The 23,621-nt window shown below is 44.9% G+C and carries 15 protein-coding genes and 1 pseudogene; 7 read left to right on the top strand and 9 right to left on the bottom strand.

The annotated features are described in order from the left end of the window. Positions 1-178: 178 nt before the first annotated feature. The gene (locus tag ACEW9J_RS01725) at positions 179-1,786 is read right to left on the bottom strand and encodes an NHLP bacteriocin system secretion protein (RefSeq protein WP_373543427.1); all 1,608 of its coding nucleotides are present in this window, start codon (positions 1,784-1,786) and stop codon (positions 179-181) included. 211 nt (positions 1,787-1,997) lie between these two features. Beyond that, a complete protein-coding gene (locus tag ACEW9J_RS01720) occupies positions 1,998-3,095 on the bottom strand; it encodes a cyclic nucleotide-binding domain-containing protein (RefSeq protein ID WP_373543426.1) in 1,098 nt (365 codons plus the stop codon). A gap of 252 nt (positions 3,096-3,347) precedes the next feature. Here ACEW9J_RS01720 and ACEW9J_RS01715 point away from each other — a divergent pair, with 252 nt between their 5' ends. The 5 genes from ACEW9J_RS01715 to ACEW9J_RS01695 all read left to right on the top strand — a co-directional run bounded on the left by ACEW9J_RS01715 (position 3,348) and on the right by ACEW9J_RS01695 (position 9,791). After that, complete coding sequence (locus ACEW9J_RS01715) at positions 3,348-3,530, top strand: hypothetical protein (protein ID WP_373543425.1); 183 nt, start codon at positions 3,348-3,350, stop codon at positions 3,528-3,530. Positions 3,531-3,550: 20 nt separating this feature from the next. Next, a complete protein-coding gene (locus ACEW9J_RS01710; protein ID WP_373543424.1) occupies positions 3,551-4,225 on the top strand; it encodes an NHLP leader peptide family RiPP precursor in 675 nt (224 codons plus the stop codon). 124 nt (positions 4,226-4,349) lie between these two features. Further along, positions 4,350-7,691: a type 2 lanthipeptide synthetase LanM family protein gene (locus ACEW9J_RS01705; protein ID WP_373543423.1), complete on the top strand. Its 3,342-nt coding sequence runs from the start codon at positions 4,350-4,352 to the stop codon at positions 7,689-7,691. A gap of 30 nt (positions 7,692-7,721) precedes the next feature. Continuing rightward, on the top strand, positions 7,722-8,798 hold the full coding sequence (locus ACEW9J_RS01700) for a cupin-like domain-containing protein (protein WP_373543422.1): 1,077 nt from the start codon (positions 7,722-7,724) through the stop codon (positions 8,796-8,798). A gap of 69 nt (positions 8,799-8,867) precedes the next feature. Continuing rightward, entirely contained in the window at positions 8,868-9,791 is a 924-nt protein-coding gene (locus tag ACEW9J_RS01695) for a GNAT family N-acetyltransferase (RefSeq protein WP_373543421.1), read from the top strand. 363 nt (positions 9,792-10,154) lie between these two features. Here ACEW9J_RS01695 and ACEW9J_RS01690 read toward each other — a convergent pair whose 3' ends face one another. From ACEW9J_RS01690 to ACEW9J_RS01675, 4 genes are read right to left on the bottom strand one after another with little or no spacing between them, the layout of a single operon-like run. Next, positions 10,155-11,327: a hypothetical protein gene (locus ACEW9J_RS01690; RefSeq protein ID WP_373543420.1), complete on the bottom strand. Its 1,173-nt coding sequence runs from the start codon at positions 11,325-11,327 to the stop codon at positions 10,155-10,157. 25 nt (positions 11,328-11,352) lie between these two features. Further along, positions 11,353-11,487, bottom strand: a complete 135-nt coding sequence (locus ACEW9J_RS01685; protein ID WP_373543419.1) for a hypothetical protein — start codon at positions 11,485-11,487, stop codon at positions 11,353-11,355. Between the two features lie 15 nt (positions 11,488-11,502). Then, the gene (locus ACEW9J_RS01680) at positions 11,503-12,633 is read right to left on the bottom strand and encodes a GAF domain-containing protein (protein WP_373543418.1); all 1,131 of its coding nucleotides are present in this window, start codon (positions 12,631-12,633) and stop codon (positions 11,503-11,505) included. Between the two features lie 31 nt (positions 12,634-12,664). Continuing rightward, the gene (locus tag ACEW9J_RS01675; protein WP_373543417.1) at positions 12,665-13,441 is read right to left on the bottom strand and encodes a MinD/ParA family protein; all 777 of its coding nucleotides are present in this window, start codon (positions 13,439-13,441) and stop codon (positions 12,665-12,667) included. Between the two features lie 674 nt (positions 13,442-14,115). On the opposite strand from ACEW9J_RS01675, the gene ACEW9J_RS01670 reads away from it, so the two are divergent. Beyond that, positions 14,116-17,751: an NB-ARC domain-containing protein gene (locus ACEW9J_RS01670; protein ID WP_373543416.1), complete on the top strand. Its 3,636-nt coding sequence runs from the start codon at positions 14,116-14,118 to the stop codon at positions 17,749-17,751. 228 nt (positions 17,752-17,979) lie between these two features. On the opposite strand, the gene ACEW9J_RS01665 is transcribed toward ACEW9J_RS01670, so the two are convergent. From ACEW9J_RS01665 to ACEW9J_RS01655, 3 genes and pseudogenes are all read right to left on the bottom strand, one after another. Beyond that, complete coding sequence (locus ACEW9J_RS01665) at positions 17,980-18,990, bottom strand: tyrosine-type recombinase/integrase (RefSeq protein ID WP_373543415.1); 1,011 nt, start codon at positions 18,988-18,990, stop codon at positions 17,980-17,982. Positions 18,991-19,121: 131 nt separating this feature from the next. Next, entirely contained in the window at positions 19,122-19,529 is a 408-nt protein-coding gene (locus tag ACEW9J_RS01660) for a type II toxin-antitoxin system PrlF family antitoxin (RefSeq protein ID WP_373543414.1), read from the bottom strand. A 133-nt stretch (positions 19,530-19,662) separates the two neighbouring features. Continuing rightward, positions 19,663-22,734: pseudogene (locus tag ACEW9J_RS01655) on the bottom strand (Tn3 family transposase). A 146-nt stretch (positions 22,735-22,880) separates the two neighbouring features. Between ACEW9J_RS01655 and ACEW9J_RS01650 the strand changes: the two are divergent. Further along, on the top strand, positions 22,881-23,441 hold the full coding sequence (locus ACEW9J_RS01650; protein ID WP_373543413.1) for a recombinase family protein: 561 nt from the start codon (positions 22,881-22,883) through the stop codon (positions 23,439-23,441). The last annotated feature ends 180 nt before the right edge of the window (positions 23,442-23,621 follow it).

The raw sequence follows: 23,621 nt of genomic DNA, 5'->3' as shown, positions 1-23,621 counted from the left end.
TGCAAGGGTTCTCGGCGGATAATTTTAGAAATCGATCGAGAACCTCAAGATTTGCAAGTTGTGTGGCGGCTAGATTCGATCGCTAGACTTATTCAGCAAGCCCTACTTAGTCATGCTTTTGTCACCTTAACAGGGGTAGTGGCTTGGCGTTAGAAACTGCTGCTGTTTGCATAATCTACTAATAAATCCCCGTAATTGATTTAAAGATCGGAATAATGTAAGAAATCGGTACTACCTCGCCCACTCTGACCTGAACTTGAACGGTAGTACCCGAAGACAATTGGAGATCTGGGCCGCCAGATGAAGACCATTTGTAGCCACTTTTGGTTTTGGCAGTATCTAATTCGGCAAACACTTGGACGGGAGCTTTACCGCTAGAGGTGAGACTTTCCGCCAGCCCTTGGTTGCCGATAATATTGGACATATCCTGTCCCGTCACGGGAAAAGATGTCACCTCGCTGACTTTGCCCAGAATGCCGCCGAACCGTTCGCGTTTGACTAAACTAGGCGTGATTTGAACTTCCATTCCTGGTTTAACTTGCTGTCCATCTTTATCCGCAAAGTAGATAACGCTCATCAGCTTGGCTTCATCCCCTTTGGAATTAATCGACCCCAATCGCGATCCAGCAGTCACGATCTGTCCGGGTACGACCGATAGTTGAATGACTTTGCCGTCATAATCGCTTACAATCTGGCTTTTGAGTTGGATTTCGCGTTGTAATTGAGCGATTTTGCGATTGACTTCTTGAATATTATTTTTGCTACTAAAACTTGTCTCTAATTCTTCTTGAGTTAATTTAGCCAGTTGACTTTCGAGATCTTGAAGTTTAGTTTTGAGTTCGTCAAGGGTATTGAGACTTTGCGAATACTGGCGTTCGATATCGGTACGTTGAACTTGAATTTCTTGGCGTTTGTTCGCCAGTTCGTTACTTTGATTTACCCCATCTCGATATTGCCGCTCGGCAGTAATCTGTTCGACTTCGATCTCTTTAACTTGAGACTCGATGTTCGATATTTGGCTCAGACTGTCAACATAACTCCTTTGGGCGGCTAACATGATATCCGCACTGACGACTCTTTGGTCGTATAACTTACGGCGAGCTGCAAGCTGGGTTTGGAGTTCTGGCAGCGTTTCTTTGAGGCGGGCTAAATTTTGAGTTAGTCCCGCTCTTTTTTGCGCGATCGACAAGAAGCTTCTTTGGCGTAAGTTGGGTAGAACTTGTCGATCGCTAATCAGTCTTGCCTCGATCGATTTAAGATTTTTATCGAGGAGTACTAAGTTTTTTTGACGCAACTGGGGAACGATCTTTTCTCGGCGCAAGGTAGTTTCAATGTTGACTTTTTGTTTGGCTAAATTCTCGCGTTGCGAAGCCAGTCGGTTGGTGCGAACTAAATCGCTGGCTCTGGCTTGAGCGATAAATTGGTCGAGCTTTTCGCGTTCTTGTTTGAGTTGCTGTTCGAGCGATGGCTGACTAATGGTGCCGATAATATCGCCTTTTTTAATTACAGCTCCCGATTGAATATTTAACTTGAGAATGGTGCCATCGCTGGGGGCTTGAAACTGAACGACGCTGCGCGGATAGATCAGTACACCTTGTCCAGAGACGGTGAGCGATAACCGCCCAAAGATGCTCCACAGCAATCCACCAGCGACGAGTGACCCCAATCCAGCTAGCGGTAGCCAAGCTCTTGGATTGACGACATTCATCAGTTGATCGAGCTGTTCTGGTGAGGATAGTCGTTCTAGCGATTCCTCGCGAAATAGTTTTTTGGTTGAGTCTGACATAGTAATTAGTTGGGAGTTGGGAGTTGGGAGTTGGGAGATACATTAACCGCCAAGGCGATCAGGACAGCGATTGAAATCGCCGCTCAGAATGCAAAGTCCGCCTACGCGGACTAATTAGCCAGTCCGCGTAGGCGGACTTTGTATCATTAGCCCCGATTTCAATCGAGGGCGGTGCGCGAACGGAGCAAATAACCTTAACCCGTTGGTGTAGCTAAACAGTCAACCGTTTGAGCATCCAGTCAAATCGCGCACCGCCGAGGGTGAGATTGTCCATCGTGGCAAAATCGAGTTCATCTTCATAATCCACAGCAGCAGCTAAACTCTCGCCCGATCGATAGGGACTGCGCCCATAGCCCAAGCGACTAATCAATCCCTGCAATCTGCTAGACAGGAGCATGGCTTGTACCCGATAAAAGCGAGCTGCGGTGCCGACATCTTGCTGTAACTTGAGGCGCAGTTGTTGTTGGGGAATTCTCAGCAAAACCGAATTTTCTAAGGCGGTGACGGTAGCTGTAGAGATCCGGTTGTCAAGCGCGATCGATTCACCGACAATTTCGCCGCGATCGAGCAGTAAGATCTCTCTACCTAGAGATGTATCGTTATCTGGCGAACTTTCGAGGGCGGCGAAAATATTCAACAGTCGATTTGATTTTTCCTCTTTAACAAAAACCGAGAGCGTACCTTGGAGGATGATGTAAAGATCCTCGATTTGCTCTCCAGCGCGAATTAATACTCGATCGCCATCGATTTCCGCCAATCTCCCAGCACCCAGCATCCAGTCCACATCGCTATCGCTGAGTTCTCCAAAAATCAACGGGACATCCTGAAGAGGTGGAGCCTGTCCCATTTTGGGACGTAAAAAGTATCGTACCAAGCGCGAGAACCGCTCTAGTAGCAACATCGCGATCGCCCGATAAAATCTTGCCGCAAACCCAATATCTTCAGCAATTTTCGCGCTCAGTGCCGCACAATCTACTGCTAATAACGTCGAGTTTTCGACAGCTCTGATGGTCATCACGGCGGCGGTTAACTCAACTGCTGGAATATTGCCCAAGACATCTCCAGGTGCAAAGCGGACGATTTCTTGCTCCAAATCTACATCCTCCTCAAGTGCCGCAAATGCCAGCCCCAATCTTCCTCCTTGGTTTTGGTTGATGCTGCCGACGAGTTCGCCACTAATTAGCAAGTAGAAAAGATCGGACGCTCGCGCCTCGATCGGCACATTTCCCGCCCAAATTTGCTGCGATCGTCCGTTTTGCTTTAGCCATTGAATATCGCTATTACTTAACTGATTGAGAAATATATCCATGTAATTCCACCTATTGAATTGGGAAGTTCTAACCGGATGTTTATTAATCTAGAAGCGGCTCAAGTAAGCTAATAATTGTCTTCAATCTTACGTCGATCTAGCTAGCGATCGCAATGGCTAAAAGTACTCGATTGGCTTAAAGCCTAACTTTCCAGAACTTTACTTAACTTTCTCAGAATTTTTGTTTCAGATCGAGAACCTGACTTTTTCTAAGTTTTTAGTTATTGATATTTTAAAATAACTAGCATAGGATTGAATTCAGAACGAGTCCATTGCTATCTACAGGAAAACCAAAATGAAATTAGACACAGCAGAAAAAAACAAGCCGTCGAAGCACTACGCAAACGCTCGGAATTTGAGAATGGTTTAGCAATCGAAGCCTATGAAGATGAAAAATTTGTCAATTGGCATTACTGGTTACAGTTTGTAGACTGATAGCAGATTCAATCAATCGAATGTACCTCAAACAGGCAACATTCAAACTATTAATTAGGAGAAGTTCTATGACGACGATCGCAAATGCCCAAAAAGTTCAAGAAGTTATCGCCAAGGTTTGGTCTGATGAATCGCTGAAAACCAAACTGCTGGACAATCCCAAATCTGTTCTGGCTGAATATGGGCTACATTTTTCCACTGCTATGGATGTGCAAGTGCATGAAAACACGTCAAGTTTGATGAACTACGTCTTGCCACTGCCCAGCGAAATCCCACCAGGCGTGGATATGGAGGAGATTGAACCCGTGGCGGGGAAGGTGATTAAGCTGGCATTGGCAGATGAAGCCTTCAAAACTAATCTGTTGAGCGATCCGAAGTCTGCGATCGCAGAAGCAACCAATATGACGTTGCCAATGTCCTTGGAGATTCGAGTTTACGAAGATACACCCACGGTTAAACACTTGGTTCTGCCCGTAAACCCTGCTAATTCCGAACTCAGCGACGCCGATTTGGAACTTGTGGCTGGTGGTAAGACTTCGGCAAATACTGACGGCATTATTTGTGGTTCTGTTGGTGGAACCGCTACGATTGGTTGTGGCGCCGCTGCCTTTACGACTCCGATAGCTGCTGTGGCGAGTGGTGTTGTTGCGGGTTCTGCTAGTATTGCTTCGGGGGTATCGGCCGGTACTAAGTAAGCTGCTATCAAGTCTGTAGGAGCATTGATTTAGGCCTCGACAGCCGTGTTCAGTTTCTGCGAAGTTTCTCAGGTGATTAACAATTGCCTGAGAAGCCTCTGGTATCTTCTCAAGGTTAGAACTCATGGTTAAAACACAAGACGATCGAGATCGGCGAGATCAAGTAAGCAGCCATCCCGATCGCGATCTGACTGCGATCGCTACTAAAGAGTTACTCAATTTGACCGAACGCGCGTTGAGCCTCGACGAGTTAGCCAATTATCCTTCCTATCCCGGCAACGATGCAGAAAGCAGGCAAGCTCAACGACTCCTCACGCGATGGGAGGATCTGATTAAACACCGAACTAGCGACAGAGGCAATTTCGATCGCCGACTTGCCTCGATCGGATTAACTCGGGAAACCGCATTCAATAGACTCCAAACTAAATCTTATCTTCAGCCACAAGATTTACCAGATTGGGCGATCCAATTGGGTCGAATCCTGAATGAAGCGACGTATCCCCCGTCTTTAACCGTCAAGAATTTGCTAGCAGATATTCAAACGAGTGATGAGCTTCTGTTTCCCGAATTTCTTCATCCCTTTATCTCCTATTATCTCGATCGATTCGCGTTGGCTTGTCCAGATTGGCAATCGCAGGTAGAACCGCCGGCGATCGCATCCTTAGCGCGCAATCTACTCTCTCGGCTATCCATGCTTTGTGGCAGAACAGTGGCCTACGAAGTTAAACATCAAGACCAGTTAAGAGTATTAGCAGGCGAAAGTTCTCAGGAACGGTATCAAGATTATGTCAGTCGGGTGCTGGGAACCGCACGAGGTCTGTTTGACTTATTGTGTCGTTACCCGGTGCTAGCGAGGTTATTAGCGACTGTGACAAATCAAGCTATTGAGAACAGCATTCAGTGGCTGAAACGCTTAACTGGCGATCGTACCGACATTGCAGCAACCTTCGGACAAGGAAAAGAACTAGGTAAGGTGGCGATCGTCAAGCCCGGTCTTTCCGATCCCCATGCTGGCGGTCAAACTGTCTGGTGCATTCAGTTTACCTCTGGTCTGCAACTCGCTTACAAACCTCGGAGTTTAGACATAGACGCAGCCTACCATCAATTGCTGGAGTGGCTCAATCGCACGGCAGCGACTCTGCGGCTGAAAGCGGCTCCAGTGTTGGCTCGGCAAGGCTACGGTTGGGTTGGCTGGGTTGAAGCAACCGACTGTCAAAATCGCGAACAAATCGCGCAATTTTACCACCGGCAAGGTGCACACTTAGCTCTGTTCTATATACTGCGCGGCAACGACTTTCACGAAGATAACTTCATTGCTGCGGGTGCTTATCCAATTCCGATCGATCTAGAAACAATTGGTTCCTTGGCTCTTAGCTATACCACTTCTGTGGAAATAGCAGCGTTACCAAAGCATTGGCAACCCGTTGCTGATTCGGTCATATTCACGTCGATGCTACCGCGCTGGCAATCGGGTAATTTTGGTAAAGAAGCCGTTGCTATGGCAGGCATTGCAGGTAGAGATAAATCCCAAACTATGCCCGTTCAGTGGGGAATTTGGCAGAATCTGGGCACGACTCAAATGAGTTTGAAGCAAGAATATATATTCCCTCAACCTGGAACTTGCTTGCCTAAATTAGCAGGGCAAACAGTCGAAATGCAGCCTTTTTTAGCACAGGTATTAGAGGGTTTTACTTGTACCTATAAAACTTTTCTGGCTCATCGAGATTTTCTTTTGAATCAAGATAGCCCACTGACAGCATTCCAACATCTTCCCACGAGAGTCTTAGTTAGGAACACAGAAGAATATGCCAGATTGCTGTTTTGGTTGACTGCGCCAGACAATTTAACTAGCGGAAAAGCCTATGATGTTGCCCTGGAAATGCTCTGCGACGGTCGGATCGATAGCAAACAAGAGATGCAGCCTTGGTTCAAACTTTTAGCGGCTGAAAAGCAATCTTTGTGGCAACAAGATGTTCCATATTTTGAAGGTTCGACATCTGGATGTTACCTGATGTCTCATGGAAAAAGCTGCGTTGCCTCGGTTAACGACTATAGCAGTTACGAACTTATCCAGCAGCAGATCGAGGCGTTTTGCGAAAGTGATTTAGATTGGCAGCGCCAATTAATTCGGGCTTCTCTCGAAATGTTTTTCACGCCGAGCGGCTCGACCTTATCTGTTGGACAGGCTGTTGTACAAACTGCTGCACAAAACGCGATCGCCCCCAAAATCGGATTGGAACTCGATCGTCCTGGAGCATCTCGAATTCTTGAACATCTGAATCTTCTGGGAGAGACCTTTGTCAAACTAGCAGTTACTCATGCAGATGGCATTAGCTGGCTAACCCTCAATCGGCACCCCGACTATGCTTCGATTACTTCTTTAGTTAATCCAGCCCCTTGGTCTAGCGTTGGGGCTGCGGGTACGGCTATTTTTCTTGCGAACTTAGCGAGTTATACGGGGAACAAGGCTTGGGCGAAGCTGGCGGTGGAAACCACCAAGAATGCGGCGCTGTCAGTTCAACGCCACGCCAACAACCATCCCTTCTTCATGTCGCTGCACTTGAAAGGTTGCAATGGATCGATCGCGGTCATCTATGCGTTGTTAGTGTGTCACGATCGTTTAGGAGATCGATCTTGTCTAGAACTCGCACAGATTCTGGTAGAAGAAATCAGTGTCCAAGAGTGGGGACAAGTCGCCGATCCTGAATTCCTCAATGGTTCGGCTTCGGCTTTGCTCGCGTTAGTCAAACTCTACCAACAAATACCAGAACCGCAACTATTAGAGCGCGCCCAGGCGGTGGCGAAAGGGATGCTGTTGTATCAAGTCGCAGATGGTATCCATGCGGGTGGCTTTAAAGTTCCGATTGCTGCACGACCTCCGATCGGTATGGGTCACGGTACCGCAGGAATTGCTTGTGCACTCTTTAGCTTATATCGCTTGACGGGCGATCGCGTTTTAAAATTAGCGATTCGCAACGCTCTAGCTTATGAAAGGTCTCATTACGATCGAGAACGTCAAGACTGGCCCAACTTGCAGCATACAGGGGATACTTTCTCGTTTATGACGGGCTGGTGTGCGGGTGCTCCAGGAATCGGTTTAGCTCGCTTAGCCATGTTAGATGGTTGGGATGATGACGATTTAATGCCAGAGATTGATGCTGCGTGTCAAGCCACCTTGCGTCATCTCGGATCGGGCGGACATCACCTGTGTTGCGGGGAGGCTGGACGAATTATTTTCTTGATTAATGCGGGTGTGTGTCTCAACCGCCCCCAACTTTATGAAGCAGCCGCCAAGGCTAGCATCAATACGATCGAGTTCTACGAACAACAGGGATTTTGGAAGTTGCAGGAAATTGCGGCGCGATCGATAATTCCTGGTCTTACAGATGGTGTGGCTGGAGTTGGACTAGCATTGCTAACGCTTTTAGAACCGCAGAAAACCTCTCAGTTTCTGACATTATCTTGAGCTAAAGCCAGATGGCGAGGAAATATCATCATGATTCCAGATCGATTTCAACACATTCCACGACGGGCAGATCTTTCCCTAGAAGAGTTCGAGCAAGATTTTTTGCTCCAGCAAAAGCCTGTTATTTTGACTAATCTGTTTCAAAATCAACCCATTCAAAGGGTAGCAACTGTCGAAAGTATACAACGGCAATTTGGAGAAGTTCCTCTTCTGGTTTCCGAAGGCATTAGATATCATCATCTAGCTCAAACAGGGTCTAGTCCGCAACCTGCACGAACGCTAACGGTGAATGACTATCTCGACTCGATCGCCCAAGTGCCTGAAACATCGCTTCTGTGTTCGGAGAATGCCTTGCCTGATGAGATTCAGTCACTATTCACGATCCCCGAATATTGTCGGTTTGGAGATTTGGACGATCTCACGACCCGGCTCTTTTTGGGCAATGCTGGAAATTATGCCCATCTACACTTTGATGGTGACTTTCGCCAGGTGCTTTTTTACCAAATGTGCGGCAGTAAGCGGATTGCGATCGTCCCAGCGAATGCTGCTGCTAAATTACTGCCAAATCAGCATTGGAGTATGGTTTGTCTGGAACATTTTAGCGAGGCGGAAAAAGATGCATTCATTGCCTATGCAGGGGGTGTGCAATGCATTCTTAATCCCGGCGAAGCTCTGTTTTTTCCGTCAGCAGTGTGGCATTACGTAGAGTATTTAACGATAGGGATGTCAGTGGCGATCCGGTTTGGTCGCAATCGTTATACTCAGTTTTTAGGAGAAAGATGCCACCTTGACAGTAAACTCCAACGCATTGCGGCTCGAATGATTGATGAGCGGATAGTGCAGGAGCAGTATTCTCAAGAGTACGAACTCATTCAACGGGCTTTTTATCGACCCGCCCAATCTGTAGCAGAAAAAGTTGAACAGATGGCGGCGGCTTACGATCTGGTGTGGAAAGCGATCGCTGAACCAGTAGATCCTATTTATCAAATCTCAATTCCCGATCGCTTGGCTCAAGAAACTTTAGAGATGCACGCTCAACATCGCTATGCCAATTTCATCAAGCCATTACCACCGTTTGGTGGATGGGGACAGATCGATGCAGCTTGAAAATAGTTGAGCAGAGAAAACAGACAGAATTAGTGTTCACCTCAAAAACTATAAAGACAGGATTGTAGAATGTATACTCTAAATCGCCTAGAGCAAGCTTTTGAAGCGTTGGCTTATCAAGCTTTTACCTTTCCACGATTTCGCCCCTTATTACAAGCTCTCAAACCGCAAAGCTCCATTGTGGCGATCGCAGCTTCTGATGCAAATCAGCCCATTGGTTTAGCACTCGCTCAAATTCAGCCCGATCGGCAATCTTGCAAGGTACTTTCTATCTTTGTGAAACCCAATTACCGTCAGCAAGGAATTGGGACTGCCCTTTTACAGAGGCTAGAAGCAGAATTACATCAGTGTCAGTGCGATCGTGCTGAGTTAACCTACACTACAGGGAATCCTACTACATCAAGCTTAGAACGGTTGCTGCAAAAGCGCGATTGGTCGGATCCCAAACCTCGAATGCTAGTCGGTAAAACAACGACTGATACGATCTCTGACGCGCCGTGGATGAAGCGAATAAGTTTACCTGTGGCTTACAGTCTATTTCCGTGGCAAGAAATTACACCCACAGATCGAATTGCGCTTCAGCAGCAAAAGAGTCCTTGGATTCCACCGATGTTACTGCCATTTCTGCACGAAGAGAACATAGAACCCTTGAACAGTTTAGGATTACGTTACCAGGGAGAGGTCGTCGGCTGGTTGATTACCCATCGCCTCGATCCGGCTACTGTCCGCTACACCTGTGGATTTATTAGACCCGATCTAAAACTGCGATATATTTCGCTCCTAGCTAACGCGATTCAAATCCAGATCGATGCCAAAATCCCCTTTGGCATTTGGACGATTCCGCTAGAATTTTCCAGCATGGCTCATTTTGTTAAAGCTCGGATGGCTCCTTATCTGATTTCACTGGAAGAGAGCAAGGTCGCTTACAAATCACTGAAGCCTTACAAAACCACTACTGAGAGGTTGAATGCGAGAGAGTACTCTCTCAACTAGTCCTAAGCCCATCGTCAACTTATTAAAGAAACCGATGCTATCCTCATTCACCCCTACAACGTTGCCTAGCAACTTCTCATCCTATTCAACTTCATTAAGCTATTACACCTCAATTAGTTTGATTGCTTCAGGATCGGGGCTACTTCTAATCGTAATCATTGTCAGTTCAATGATGTGTTGCAGACAGCGAACATCCATTCAGAAACAACAGATTCAGCAGCTAGAGCGATCGTGGCACTTAGATCTTTCAACCAAAAAGAATTAAGCCCGTCCTCACTCTTGACTGAGAAGAATACTCATTTGAGAACCGCTATAGATTCAATCATTTATCTCAAAAAAGTAGGGGGAATTCATGAATTGCTCCTACTTTTTGGTCGCAACCAGAGCCGAACTAACGGCTGTTTCAATTAGATCTACTCCTGATGTGGAAGCTAATTCTTCCAGCCTCAGAGTAGTTAAAGCAATTAAAATCGCAATTTCCGATTCGCTCGTGCTGGCTGACTGACGATACATTCGATCGAACCTTTCGAGATTTTCGGCAGCAGCTTTCACCAGTTTTTGCAGCACGATAAATGCCCCATTCGAGAGTGGCGGATCGCCCCGATAATTTTCCAATCTCCCCCCCGCACGATAGGCAGGAAACGCTTCTAAACCAACGAAACGTAAAAACCAGTCCGATCGATAACAACCCACAGCCGCCACAATGCCGTGATAATCAGCCACAATTTCATCGAGGATATTATTTCGCATCGAGCCGAACCAACGGCGGGTAATGTAATGGGTTGATTCGTGTTCTGAGCGAATTTTGCCAGATAGTTCTAGCCATGCTTCGTCCTCAAGTCCGAACTCAGTAGCGGCAACATTACTATATGCGCCCCGACTGAGCAAAATAAACCGATCCTGATACAGTTCTGGACGCTTAATCAACTGTTGAAACTCAGCATCCCAATCTCCCCCTGCGTTTGCCTCCAGCCATTGTTGCTGATATTGGCGTACCCGATGCCAGTTACTATATCCACCGACAATGCAAGCACCCATCGAGTCGGGAATAGCAGCGGGTTCGTTGCGTTTTGTGAGTGCCCGAACTAAGCTGACAAAATCAGCACGGTTGCCAGCAATCAAAACCGGAATCGCACCCGCGAAGGTGTGATGAAGTGCTAGTTGGAGTCGTTCTGGTTCGAGCAATGTCAAACCTACCGCCGTCTCCATTGCTGCGGTTGAGTGTCCCTTGCGAGTGGCGGCTCGATACTCGGCTGTCTCACTTATCCCCGCCAGAATCGGAAACTGGAGCTGGACGAGGTGAGGTTTTAAGGCAGCAACAGCTCCAATGCTGGCAGTTGCTCGGACATATTCTGTCCATGTCGCTAGATAGAGTTCGGGCGGTGGCTCATGCCGATGTGCGAGGAGGCTAGAACCAAAGACATTTTGATTGTAGTTTAACAGTTCCAGCGTTTCTGATTCGTTGGCGCAGCCTATCGGAACGATAATCGCTCCAAAAGCGGTCAAAGTATCAGTACAAAACTGTAAGGAATTCATGGTTAATCGCGATCGATAAATGAGTTTATTTCTCTTTCAAAATCCCTGGCAACCACAATGCCATCAGGACGACGAGACAAACTATTACCAAGCCAATGCTGTATTTAGTTGCTTCGGCTTGGTCGAATGTTTCCTGCATCAGATAAAGTGTGTTTAACATTGGATACCTATAGTTTTAAATTAGATTATTTTTATGCCGCAGAGCTTCAGCACGTTCCTGTAGATTCTGAAAAGAATCGAGACTCATAATCTCCGCAACGTCACTTTCCCTTTTACCTTGATCGATCTGAATTTGCAATTCTACTACTTGTTGTTTGAGCTTCTGTTCTCGCTGGTGAAACTCGCTCGACATGTGGATAACGACTGCGGCTTGATTGGCTAAAGCACTCAAAAACTCTAGATCTTCGTGGGTATAATTGACAGCCAAAGACGAATTATGAACGTACAATACGCCCATGACCTCCGTATAATTCTTGAACGGAACGCACATACAATTCTGAATTACTTGCCGAATAATCGAAACAGAATCGTTAAATCTGTCATCGTGCTGGGCATGTTGAGTAACGATCGCATCGCCACTTTGGTAAGCAAGATCGACAATCTTGCTACTATAAGAGTGCGGATCGTCGGGAATATCTGCTTTAGACTTGGCAGCTTTCAATTCGAGTTGCCCAGAAGCTGGATCGAATAAGAGAATTATGGCTCGATCGATGTCCATAATTTGGAACAGTAGATCGAGAATCTTGTGGAGTAGTTTGTCGGGTTCGTCAGGCGACCAGATTTGTTTGCTAACTTCTAATAAAATTTGCAGCTTATTAACCGTCTGTTGCTCGCGATCTATTACCGGAGCAGTACCCAGAAAAGAGCCAATGACGATCGATTTGCGCTCTTCCTGAGCCTTGCGATCTACCAATTCTTCAAGTTTAGCTGGATGTTGATGGAGCGGGATTTGTTTTAAATTATCGATCGATAATTCCCGCTCGTTAATAATTGGCTGAGGCTCAGAGTCATTCAGATACTCGACAAATTGGAACCCAAATGTATCGCAACTCACCAGATCGCCGTCATGGAGTCGATGGGTATCGATTTCGAGTTGAATTTGATTGACAAAAGTATGATTGCTACTTTGACAATCCTTAATTATCGTTCCAGTGGGGGTAACGTGAATCTGCGCGTGGTGGCGGGATACAGTTTCATCCAACACAACGATAGTATTGTCAATTTCGCGACCGAGAGTATTAATTCCTGGTTTCAGTTCATAAACTCGCCGCTCTGGTGTGTCAGGAGCATAGATTAAATAAGGCATGGTTAGAGATCGAATCTGCTATGGATAATTGTTAAATCGCAGCAACTTTGCCACTAACTTGGCTGGCGATGTTCTGGAGCGTTTTACTGATAGGATGGTTGTTATATTTAATTGCAAAAATTCCCTGACTAGCCAACCGTAACATATCGGGAGAATCGGGCAGAATCCCCACTACGGGGACATTATAATTAGATTCGACTGTTTTGCGGATTTGCTGGAAATTGTACTCAGGCAGCACCTTATTAACAACCAGAAATAGATTGGGGACTTTCAGCCGCCGCGCTACATCTACGGTCACGGCTGTACCCTGAAAATCTTGTCGATCCGGTCGGAGAATCAACAGCACCGTATCGGATACAGTCAAAGAAAGTAAGGTTTCTTCATTGAGTCCAGGATGAGTATCAATGAATAGATAATCTAGCTTTAAATCTTTGATGAGCTGTTGAAATCCCTCAAATAATAATTCTGCGTCAAAACCTTCTCTTAATACCCGCGAAATATCATTGACTTTGATACTAGACCGGACTAAATAAATTTTGCTGTTGGGATTTCCCTGTCCTTGCAGTACCGCACTGACATCACAAGCAGCATCAGCAATCTTGCACTTCTTCCACAGAAAATCATTGAGCGTCCACTCTTGTTGTCTATCGACCATCCCAAACAGAATATGAATACCAGGGGAAGGCAAGTCGGTATCGATCACCCCAACGCGGTTGCCGTCGCGGGCGACTAAGGTAGCTAAATTGGCTGTCAGATTAGATTTGCCAGTACCACCCCGATAAGAGTGAATCGAAATAATTTTTGCCATATCGATCGATTGTACTAATGAAGTAACAAAGGTAATGAATCGGGAATTCGATCGGTCTATTTCCTACGGTAATCTGAAATTTAATTCTGCCGATCGATAATATTCTGCGTTGAAATAGATAGAAAATTTATCTTTCTCGATGGTATTTAGCTGAAGTTGTATATCTGATAGCTGGCAATCTACCAAGCGATACAAACCAATTAATTTATTGTAGCAAAGATCGATTGAGAAGTATCTTCAAATAGTTTTTTGTTATTAAATAAAAGAAAATAGACGAAAGTATTAAGCCGAAATACTTAGCGCATCCCCCAAAAGTCAATAAGAAATACTATCTTTTGGCAATAAGTAAGTCGAGACATTTTTCAGATATTTGTTTTGAGGAATATCTCTAAAATTGAGATATGTCAGTCCCAAGCAAAAGTTAGAGTCTATAACTTGGTCGTCAGTAGTGTCCGATCGATATTAGATCGGTCTAATTTGGATCTCACCGAAGTTTAGCCAACTGCCGATCCTTACCCCAGAAGTTATACACAAGTTAGTCCCGAACTTAGTCAGGAGTTCCATACAATCGATCTATACCTTTCCCGATCGCGGGCTTAGATCTTGACTTAAATCTTTTTAAAACCCCCGTCAGCACCGATCGTGTACATTACATTACAGGAAACTGCTGGATTATGAACAACCAACAAGCGTTAACAGTTGTAGACACTCTGGTGTTTACTAAAAAAGGTAAGTATCTAAGCGATATCCAAAGACTTTTGCTGGATTCGTCTTTGTCAGATCCGCGTCTGCGTTACGATGATATCGCCAAAAATCATGGTTATTCGCTCAACTATCTCAAGCAAGATGTCGGTCCAAAATTATGGCAGATGCTGTCAGATGTTTGTGGCGAAAAGGTGAGTAAAACTAATTTTCGATCGGCTTTGGAACGACAATGGGATCGAGCAATTCTCGATCCGATCGAAGTTACGATTCCATCAACCATCCAAACCGAACAGATCGCAGCATCTACTCCCGCAGTACTAACGGTATCCCCAATCGTACCAACAAGACATCTAGACTGGGATGATGCGCCTGATGTGGCTATTTTCTACAATCGTACTCAGGAACTAGCGACATTATCACAATGGATTGTCAACGATGGTTGTCGTTTGGTGGTGTTATCTGGCATGGGTGGTATCGGAAAAACCCATCTGAGTATCAAATTAGCCGAACAAATTCAGCCCCATTTTCAATATTTAATTTGGCGATCGCTAGCACCCGCCACGCTTTTATCAGAGCTAGTCCTCGATCTGCTCAAATCCTTAACTCAAGGAGCGGAAACTAATTTACCAAGCGCACTTGAGGAGCAAATTTCGCTGCTAATTAACATCTTGAAAAAAACCAAATGTTTATTAATATTAGATAATGCGGAAACGCTATTAAAAAGTGGTGTATTAGTAGGTCAATATCAAGCAGGTTATGAAAATTATCGCACATTTTTCCAACGCATCGGCGAATGTCATCATCAGAGTTGCCTGCTGCTAACGACCCGCGAACAGCCTCAAGAAATCACCTTAATGCAGGGGGACACATTACCAGTTCGCTCCTTAAAATTAGCCGGATTGAACGTCGAATCTGGACAGAAAATATTGCAATCGAGAGGCTGCTTTGTTGAATCAGCGGCATGTTTACAATTGACGATCGACAAATATGGAGGTAATCCTCTGGTGCTAAAAATTGTTTCGGCAATAGCATCAGAGTTATACAATGGTAATATTTCAGCATTTATTCAGAGTCGATCGTCGATCTGTCGAGAGATTGGCGATGTCTTAGACCAACAACTCGATCGACTGCGCGATTCTGAGAAAAGTTTTTTATATTGGTTGACGATCAAACAAAGACCGATCGATTGGGTCGAATTAAATTTGGGAAATTATCCAGGCATTTTACCTGAATCCATCGTCGAAACTGTGCGATCGCTGTTGCATCGCTCTTTAATAGAGAAGCAAAATAAAAAGTTCTACTTGCAGCCTGTAGTTAGAGAATATCTCCAGCACAAGGCAACCGCACAAATTATTGCCGAAATCGAGAGCGAAAATCTGCTCCTGCTCGATCGATATCCTTTACTACGATCGACAGCCAAAGAATATCTCAAACAGGCACAGATCGATCTAATTATTCAGCCGTTATTAGAGCGGTTATTAATTATCTATAAAACTCCTGCCCAAATTTGCACTAAATTTAAAAAAATCTTGGCGAATTTGCAAGCAGAGCAAGCTTTAGAGCCAGGGTATGCGGCGGGAAACATCATCAATCTCTTAGGTCAGCTTCAAGTTGATATCAGCGGATTTGACTTTTCCAATTTAACCATTCGGTCTGGCTGCTTCCAAAAAACTAACTTACAAAATGTCAACTTTGCTGGTGCAGATTTCAGTCAATCGGTATTTGCCAAACAATTAACCAGCATTTTAACTGTAGCGTATAGTCCCGATGGGCAATTACTGGCAACTGGAGATGTAAATGGCGAAATTCAGTTCTGGAACATTGCTAAAGGTGAGCCGATCCTCAGTTGTACGGGACACGCGGGTTGGATACATGGAATTGCGTTTAGTCCCGATGGCAAACTGCTCGGTAGTGCTAGCAGCGACCAAACTGTAAAGTTATGGGATACATTCGATGGTAGTTGTGTCAAAACCTTGACCGGACATCAGCAACGAGTGAGATCGATCGCCTGGAGTCCCGATGGTAAATTGTTAGCTAGCGGTAGCAGCGATGCCACAATTCGACTGTGGAATATTGACAGCGGTGAATGCCTAAACATCTTATCGGGACATCAAAGTTATGTTTGGTCGGTGGCTTTCTCCCCTGACGGTGCGACGATTGCCAGTGGGAGTGAAGATAAGAGCATTCGACTATGGGATCGAACTACGGGTGAATGTCAGCAAATCCTCACCGGACATCATCTGTGGGTACGCTCGATCGCTTTTAGCCCCGATGGTAAACTACTCGCTAGTGGTAGCGGCGATCGCACCATCAAAATTTGGGATCTCGGTACGGAAAAATGCTCGAACACCCTGACCGGACATACTCAACGCTTGCGCTCGATTGCTTGGAGTTCCGATGGTAAACTGCTTGCTAGTGGTAGTGGCGACCGCACAGTCAGATTGTGGCATGTTGCCGATGGCAAATGCCTCAAAACTCTCCACGGTCATCATAGTCTCCTAACTTCGATCGCCTTTAGTCCCAATGGCACCAATTTAGCCACTGGCAGCGAAGATCGCTCCGTGCGCTTGTGGGAAGTCAGTACGGGTAAATGCCTTGATATTTGGCAAGGTTATGGCAGTTGGATTCAATCAGTCGCCTATAGTCCCGATGGCAAAACTATCGCCAGCGGGAGTGAAGATAAAACTATTCGGATCTGGCAGCTTGGCGATCCTAGTGCTTCAGTACCCGCGTGCAATTCATTCACCTTAACCGGACATCAAGGCTGGGTCTGTTCCGTAGCATTTAGTCCCGACGGCAAATTTCTAGCCAGTGGGAGTAGCGACTATAGTATCAAACTGTGGGATGTGGGGACGGGTCAATGTCTCAAAACCTTTCAGGGACACAACCGCTGGGTGGGTGCGGTGGCATTTAGTCCATCGGGACTCACGTTGGCAAGCTGCGGCGGCGACTGTACCATCAAGTTGTGGGACATCATTACTGGAGACTGCTTGCAAACCCTATCGGGACATACAGGCTGGTTGTGGTCTGTCCAGTTTAGTCCTGACGGGATGATGCTGGCGAGTGCATCTGAAGATAAAACCATTAAATTATGGGATCTCGACAGCGGTAAATGTATTCAAACGCTCGTCGGACATACGAGCTGGGTGCAAGGCATCTCTTTTCGTCTCGACGGCAAATTACTCGCAAGTGCCAGTTGCGATTGCACGATTCGACTGTGGGATGTGACGACAGGCAAATGCTTAGAAATATTGCAGGGACACACCAGTTGGGTACAATCAGTCGCATTTAGTCCCGACGGTGAAATCTTAGCTAGTGGTAGTTGCGATCTCACAGTCAAGCTGTGGCAGACCAGTACAGGCAAATGTCAGCAAACGATCCTCGCGCATCAGAGTTGGGTACAGTCAGTTGTATTTAGTCCCGATGGTAAATATCTGGCTAGCGGTAGTCAAGATGAAACAATTCAACTTTGGGATGTTCGAGTTGGTAAATGCGTGGAGCGATTGAGAACCAAACGACCCTATGAGGGCATGTGTATCGCTAAAACTAGAAGTTTAACTACGATGCAACGATCGGCCTTGAAATTTCTAGGGGCAGTAGATTAATCCGGATCGCTAGATGCGATCGATTGCAGTGCAAAAGGTCAGGGCAGCATCAAGTGAAAAGTATATTCAACAGGCTCTGTGAGACTCTGAGACAACCTTTTTTTAGTAAAGCAGCAAACAGCATTTTTGCCCAAAACTTGTCCCAAATCGATTGAGGTTGGTGTACTAAAAAAAGGGATCGGCAAGAAGTAACCCTAGCTTGATTTGTAGAAATATAATCCCCATCCTCTAATCCATCTCCCGCTCCAAAATCGCATCAGCCAAAGTTTTCGCCGCCTTACCCTGCAATTGCTGTCGGCCATCATCATAGCGAATCAGCGTAGCCAAATTCTTATGCCTAGAATGTGCCTGAGCCGAGCGCACATCCCCACCATTAAGATCTAACAATGCCGTAATACTAGAATGTCGAATCTTATGCGGACTCACCACCCGATCGATCCCCGCCGCCGCCGCCAGTCCCCCAACGATCTGATACAGCCTGTCTACACTCAATCGAGAATCCCGGCTAGAAACAAATAGAGCCGGACTTCTACTCTCACCCATACTCGCCAACCAATCCGAAATCGCCTCAACCGTAGCAGTTGCCAGATCGATCGGTTCTTTATCAATTCTCCCCTTCCCCTTGAGCATCAATCTCGAATCTCCAGGGTGAAAATCCGCCCGATCGAGTCCACACACCTCAGCACGTCGGAGCGCATTATCCCACAGCAATCGCAGCATCGCATAATCCCGCTTACCCATGCTCGTCGATCGATCGATCCCATCGATTAATAACTGAAATTGCTCGATCGAGATCCCCCTCGTATCCTTATATCTTTGAGCCTTCACCGACTTAATATCGTCCAATCTAAAAGCACACAGTTTCCGCTTGTACGCATGAGTCACAAACGACTTCAACGCTGCCAGCCGCGCATTCACCGTTCCCGCCGATAATTGAGCTTCCAGCAAATGCCCCCGATAGGTAATCACATGCCCGATCGCTTCCCATTCGGAGAGTTGGAGAAAAGCTAAAATCGTCTCAGGGGACACCGCTACTTGGAACTCCCGCCGAAAAAAATCTCTGAGTCCCGCCGCATAGGATCTCCGCGTCGCAGGTGAAATTTGCAGTTGGAGAAACTCATCCCAGACACCTAGCGCAACTGGTTTGACAGTCAACTGCTCTTCTACAGCAGCAGATCCACCAAAGAGGTTTGGGGGAGTGGTGCGAACGATCTTAATTGCTGGTAGGTCGGTCGCCATATTTATCTAAAGAGTGAACTAAAATAGGGGCAATTGAGGAACATGGGAACCGAAAACCAGGTTAATGAAAAGTCTACTTTATTTATCGATATCAACTTCATTAATGACCAGCGGCTAGGGTTCGGGCAAACTTATTCGTCTTCATCCGTTAGTGTTGCGTCGAGATCGAGATCGACTTGGGCAACCAATGGCTGAATCCGGTTTAGCAGATCGGTACTAACTGCCTGTAAATGCTTGGTAGTTTGAATATCTCGTGCTAGAAAATTCAGAAACTGACCTACTAAAAGTGGATCGCTACTTGACTCTCCAGTAGATGAGAGCGGTACCTGCCGCTCGGACAAGGCTGTTTGCAACCCTTGTGCTGTCATATTACTAAGATCCCACACGCGATCGAGAACCCGCAATGATGCCAGTAATACCCTGGTGTCATTATCTTCGGCAAAGTCTTGTAAAATTTCTGTCAGATAATCATCGATCTCTTCAGGATGGTCGCGGAAATAGGCTTGGGTAACTTCATCAAGGGTTCTCAGTTTTCGCATTAGTTCGCTCCTTTTTGAAGATTCCAAGTACTGCATCAGAGCAGATAATATCGATCGGAGTCAATCTCGATTCCCGTGAAGATAGTAGCATGGGGTTTTTTGTATAAACCCTCGAAAAGGGGGATTCTGGAAATTAACGAGACGGGGTTTGGGTTAGCTGCTCAACGATCGCGTCGAGATCGATCGAGTCAGAAAACTTCCGAAACTCATAGCGACCATACAAATTGATGTGCTGCCAAGCAACAGGAGAAATCTGTCTCAAGTCCTCAACCCCTTGAACATCACCAAGCTGCTCTCGATGGTCGAGAACACTAGACAAAATCCTGGCATTATAATAGAGAATGCAATTAGCAATCAAACGTCCGCACTCGCTCCAGAGTTGTTGCTCTAACTCAGACTTAAAGCGTAACTTACCAAAATTAGCGTGAGAGATAGCTCGGCGTAACTGATGATAACTTTCACCCCGATTCAATGCCCGCTGGACATTTTGACGCAACGGTAAAGAGTCAATATAGTCAAGCAAATATAAACTCTTCAAAATATTATCGTATTCCCATAAAGCGCGCCGAGTCTTATTCTTCCGAGCATAAGCACTGAGTTTACCAACAATAATACTTTGAGTAGTTTCCTTCACTGCCAGTGAAACCATAATGCGTTGAATATTCTCCCATTCCTCCACAATTAATTCAGTATTAATTTTACGAATCGGCTTGATGACGCAATCCTTATCATAGTTACTAGGATGTTGAAATCCATATAGAGACTTGCTAACCTTGTCATATATATCTTTATAGCGAGGAGCAAATTGATAACCGAACGAATGCAGGATAGCAAAATTAATCTCATTCGTACCGTGGGTATCAGTGGAATGAATGTTCGGCTGAATATCAGTCGTATTGTTGAATAAAATATCAAATACAAAGTGACTCTCATGCTCATTAGCACCAATAATTCTGGCATTAACCGGAATATGATTGGCAACGAGCGTGTACGAGACAACCCCCTTGTTCAGCCCAAAATACTTGGGAGAGTGACGTGAATTAATTGTATTAATTCGAGCTTCAAATTTCTGTCCGTCACTACTAGAATGAAGGAGATTACCAATATCATAATGATGAAATATCGATAACTCAGCAATCGCATTACTAATGAGGTCGTTTGCATCTTTGAGTGTTTCTAATCGAATAAAGTTTTCCGAGGTAGTGCTAAGAAGTTGATAGCTAATATCAGAGATTTGACCCATCCGACCCATACCCATGTTATTACCCCAGGCAATCAAACAAGCAATAATTACATGCTCATCAACAGCTTGTCGATGATAACGCCCTAATACATGCTCGAAAGCTTTGATAAAATGGCAATGCCGATCTACAAAGTGAAGAATACTCGCAATATCAACTTGTTTTAAACTATCAAAGAGTGGTGCATTGATGAGATCGATACCTTGAGGATATAAGAGATTCCAACTAACTTTGTTGCGACGCTTCTTAATCTGAAAGTGTTCGTTCTCTCCGTCAGCAATGCGACGATTAACTTCACCGATCCGGTTTTCAAGATTTCTCTCAAGTGAGGCTAAATGGTCGATAATTGGCTGGGCTAAAATAGTGAGATTATTACTAATCATTAATTCTTGCTTGTCTTGCCATCTCAGATCGTCAATTAAGTCATCCTCAAGACTCCGAAAATGAATGCTGTTTCGACAAGAGATATCACCCGATTCTAATCCGTTGCGGAGTAATCGATAGATTAAAAACTCATAGCGATCTGGAATTAACTGCTGTTCTTGTTCGCGAGATCCTGTGTAGAGATAACTTGTAACAGAAGCTGGGAGACATTCGACTGGAAATAAGTTACTCTGAAATTCTTTGAGTGGCTTACCCTTCTTGAATGCTAGTCTCAAGAAATCGATCGCTTCAATTAATGTATCATGAGCTAGTGTTGTGGTAAATTCAACTGTTAATATTATCTGCCGCAAGTGCAACTTAAACTGATGAGCTAATTTATCAATTTGTTCCCATTGAAAGGCAGTTTCGTCAAAACTGACTATCTTCGCCATTCGATCGGCAACAACAATCAACTTTGGACGTGGTAGAATCTCAAAGATACTAGATTGAACCGTTTTAAAAGGTGTATTTGCTTCAATACTTTCATCTGTCAGCACCTTGAGAACCTGTCCGGCTTTTTGAAAGTTTTCATTAATCTCAAGATGACATTCATATAAACGTTCTTTGGCAACACTTTTAGCTTCATCACTATAATGCCTCACTTTGGAGATTAAACAGTTAATTAAATTGTCTGAGCGTTGCTGATATCGATGATGAGCAAAACAGATAATATAAATATAGGCTGTCCATTTATTCAGTTGTTTCAATCTGGCAACGGAGTAATAACCTACTAACGCAGCATAATATTTAATACTCTCATTGGAGATCTCCATCTCTGGTAATAAATTTTCGGCGATCGTGTAGAGTAAATATAGTTGTTCGCCTCGCTGGATCTCATATTTAGTTTCTTTGAGACTAAAATTTCTAGGCTCTTGTTTGAGTTGAGTAATTTCGTATAAGCCTGGTGATTCTGCCAATAATCTTTCAAAGGCTTCTAGCTCCGATGTTTGCAATCGGTCGCGTACAATTTTTGTCAATCTATTATGCTCGTTAGTCAAAGCTTGACTAACGATGTCTTGCATTAAGGTATAACCTGGTATTACAATTCTTTGGTCTGTGAGTTAATTGATAAGTTCGCGAAACACATAAACGGGTTTGCTGTAAACCTTTGCCGATTGTTGTGCTTTCTGTTCGAGTTCTTGACGTTCTTCTTTCCCACAAAGATGATAGCGATGGAGTTCGAGAATTAACCGCTGTTGTTTAAGCCGCGTCTGTTTGTCAATTACTTTGATTCCACCGAGCTGTTTGGAATTAAAATATTGTTCGATAATATATTGAAAATCGTTTTCAACCTCATCAAATGTAAATATGAAGAATAGATGCTTTGCTCTGAAGTATCCTAATTGAAGAATGAAATATACTTGAGATTTAATTGAGCCAAATACTTCAAGAATCTCTAAATCCGATCGTGATAGTGTGAAGTATTCAATTTGTTCTTCACGGGTAAATTTAGGTCGAGCGTAAATACTCTCAATTTCATCAGTAGCCAGAATCTTCAACCGCTTGTCCTTACGGTTGACTTCAGTACCTCGATCTTTCATTTTGGCTACTCATTATTCAATTTTATGAGTCTCAGAAAGTATACTTTCTGGGACATTCTTTAATTATGTCTCTTTCCATGTCTCAAAATACCTTTCTCTTAACCTTTAAGGCATAATGAGACGTAAATACATCTACAGGTGTTTGTATGGCTTTGGTTGGGTACGCAAGAGTTAGCTCGTCTGGGCAGAGTCTTGACGTTCAGTTACAGAAACTCAAACATTGCGACAAGATCTATCAAGAAACACAAAGTGGTACCAATCAGCAGCGTTCTCAGCTTGCTGCTTGTTTGGAATATGTCCGAGATGGCGATACATTAATTGTGTCGCGGTTAGATCGGGTAGCTCGCTCTACTCTTCACCTTTGCACGATCGCTGATGCACTCCAGCGCAAAAATGTCGCTTTGCAGGTTCTCGACCAAAATATTGATACTTCTGATGCTACAGGTCGGTTGCTGTTTAATATGCTGGCAGCGATCGCTGAATTTGAAACCGAACTCCGCTCTGAGCGTCAGCTAGATGGCATTAATAAGGCAAAAGAGTTGGGTGTCAAGTTTGGGAGGAGTAAACGATTATCTCCTCAACAGGTTGTGGAGCTTCAGCTTCAACGCCAACAGGGGGTTCTGATTAAAATCTTGATGAAGGACTTCGATCTTTCTAAGGCGAGTGTCTATCGTGACCTTGGCAAGTCTAGTTCGGAAGTACCATAAAACTCAGAATCCCCCTTTTCGAGGGTTTATACAAAAAACCCCTAAGTTGTCTGCCGATGCTCGCGGATGTCGATCGACCAGAGGATTTACCTGTTTGGGATAGGTTTAAAGTATAACTTTGAGTTGAGGTTTTTAGCTATCTGAAAACGATAAGCTTTTAGATAGAAGGAAGATATAACG

Origin of the sequence: Chamaesiphon sp. (assembly GCF_041737865.1) — a bacterium.
Taxonomy (GTDB): domain Bacteria; phylum Cyanobacteriota; class Cyanobacteriia; order Cyanobacteriales; family Chamaesiphonaceae; genus Chamaesiphon.
The sequence above is the reverse complement of the archived record's forward strand: the minus strand, read 5'-3'. Positions and strand labels throughout refer to the sequence as shown.

Coding starts and splice junctions, on each gene's coding strand:
- ACEW9J_RS01725 (WP_373543427.1), bottom strand. CDS start 1,786: ATGTCAGACTCAACCAAAAAACTATTTCGCGAGGAATCGCTAGAACGA.
- ACEW9J_RS01720 (WP_373543426.1), bottom strand. CDS start 3,095: ATGGATATATTTCTCAATCAGTTAAGTAATAGCGATATTCAATGGCTA.
- ACEW9J_RS01710 (WP_373543424.1), top strand. CDS start 3,551: ATGTACCTCAAACAGGCAACATTCAAACTATTAATTAGGAGAAGTTCT.
- ACEW9J_RS01705 (WP_373543423.1), top strand. CDS start 4,350: ATGGTTAAAACACAAGACGATCGAGATCGGCGAGATCAAGTAAGCAGC.
- ACEW9J_RS01700 (WP_373543422.1), top strand. CDS start 7,722: ATGATTCCAGATCGATTTCAACACATTCCACGACGGGCAGATCTTTCC.
- ACEW9J_RS01695 (WP_373543421.1), top strand. CDS start 8,868: ATGTATACTCTAAATCGCCTAGAGCAAGCTTTTGAAGCGTTGGCTTAT.
- ACEW9J_RS01690 (WP_373543420.1), bottom strand. CDS start 11,327: ATGAATTCCTTACAGTTTTGTACTGATACTTTGACCGCTTTTGGAGCG.
- ACEW9J_RS01685 (WP_373543419.1), bottom strand. CDS start 11,487: ATGTTAAACACACTTTATCTGATGCAGGAAACATTCGACCAAGCCGAA.
- ACEW9J_RS01680 (WP_373543418.1), bottom strand. CDS start 12,633: ATGCCTTATTTAATCTATGCTCCTGACACACCAGAGCGGCGAGTTTAT.
- ACEW9J_RS01675 (WP_373543417.1), bottom strand. CDS start 13,441: ATGGCAAAAATTATTTCGATTCACTCTTATCGGGGTGGTACTGGCAAA.
- ACEW9J_RS01670 (WP_373543416.1), top strand. CDS start 14,116: ATGAACAACCAACAAGCGTTAACAGTTGTAGACACTCTGGTGTTTACT.
- ACEW9J_RS01665 (WP_373543415.1), bottom strand. CDS start 18,990: ATGGCGACCGACCTACCAGCAATTAAGATCGTTCGCACCACTCCCCCA.
- ACEW9J_RS01660 (WP_373543414.1), bottom strand. CDS start 19,529: ATGCGAAAACTGAGAACCCTTGATGAAGTTACCCAAGCCTATTTCCGC.
- ACEW9J_RS01650 (WP_373543413.1), top strand. CDS start 22,881: ATGGCTTTGGTTGGGTACGCAAGAGTTAGCTCGTCTGGGCAGAGTCTT.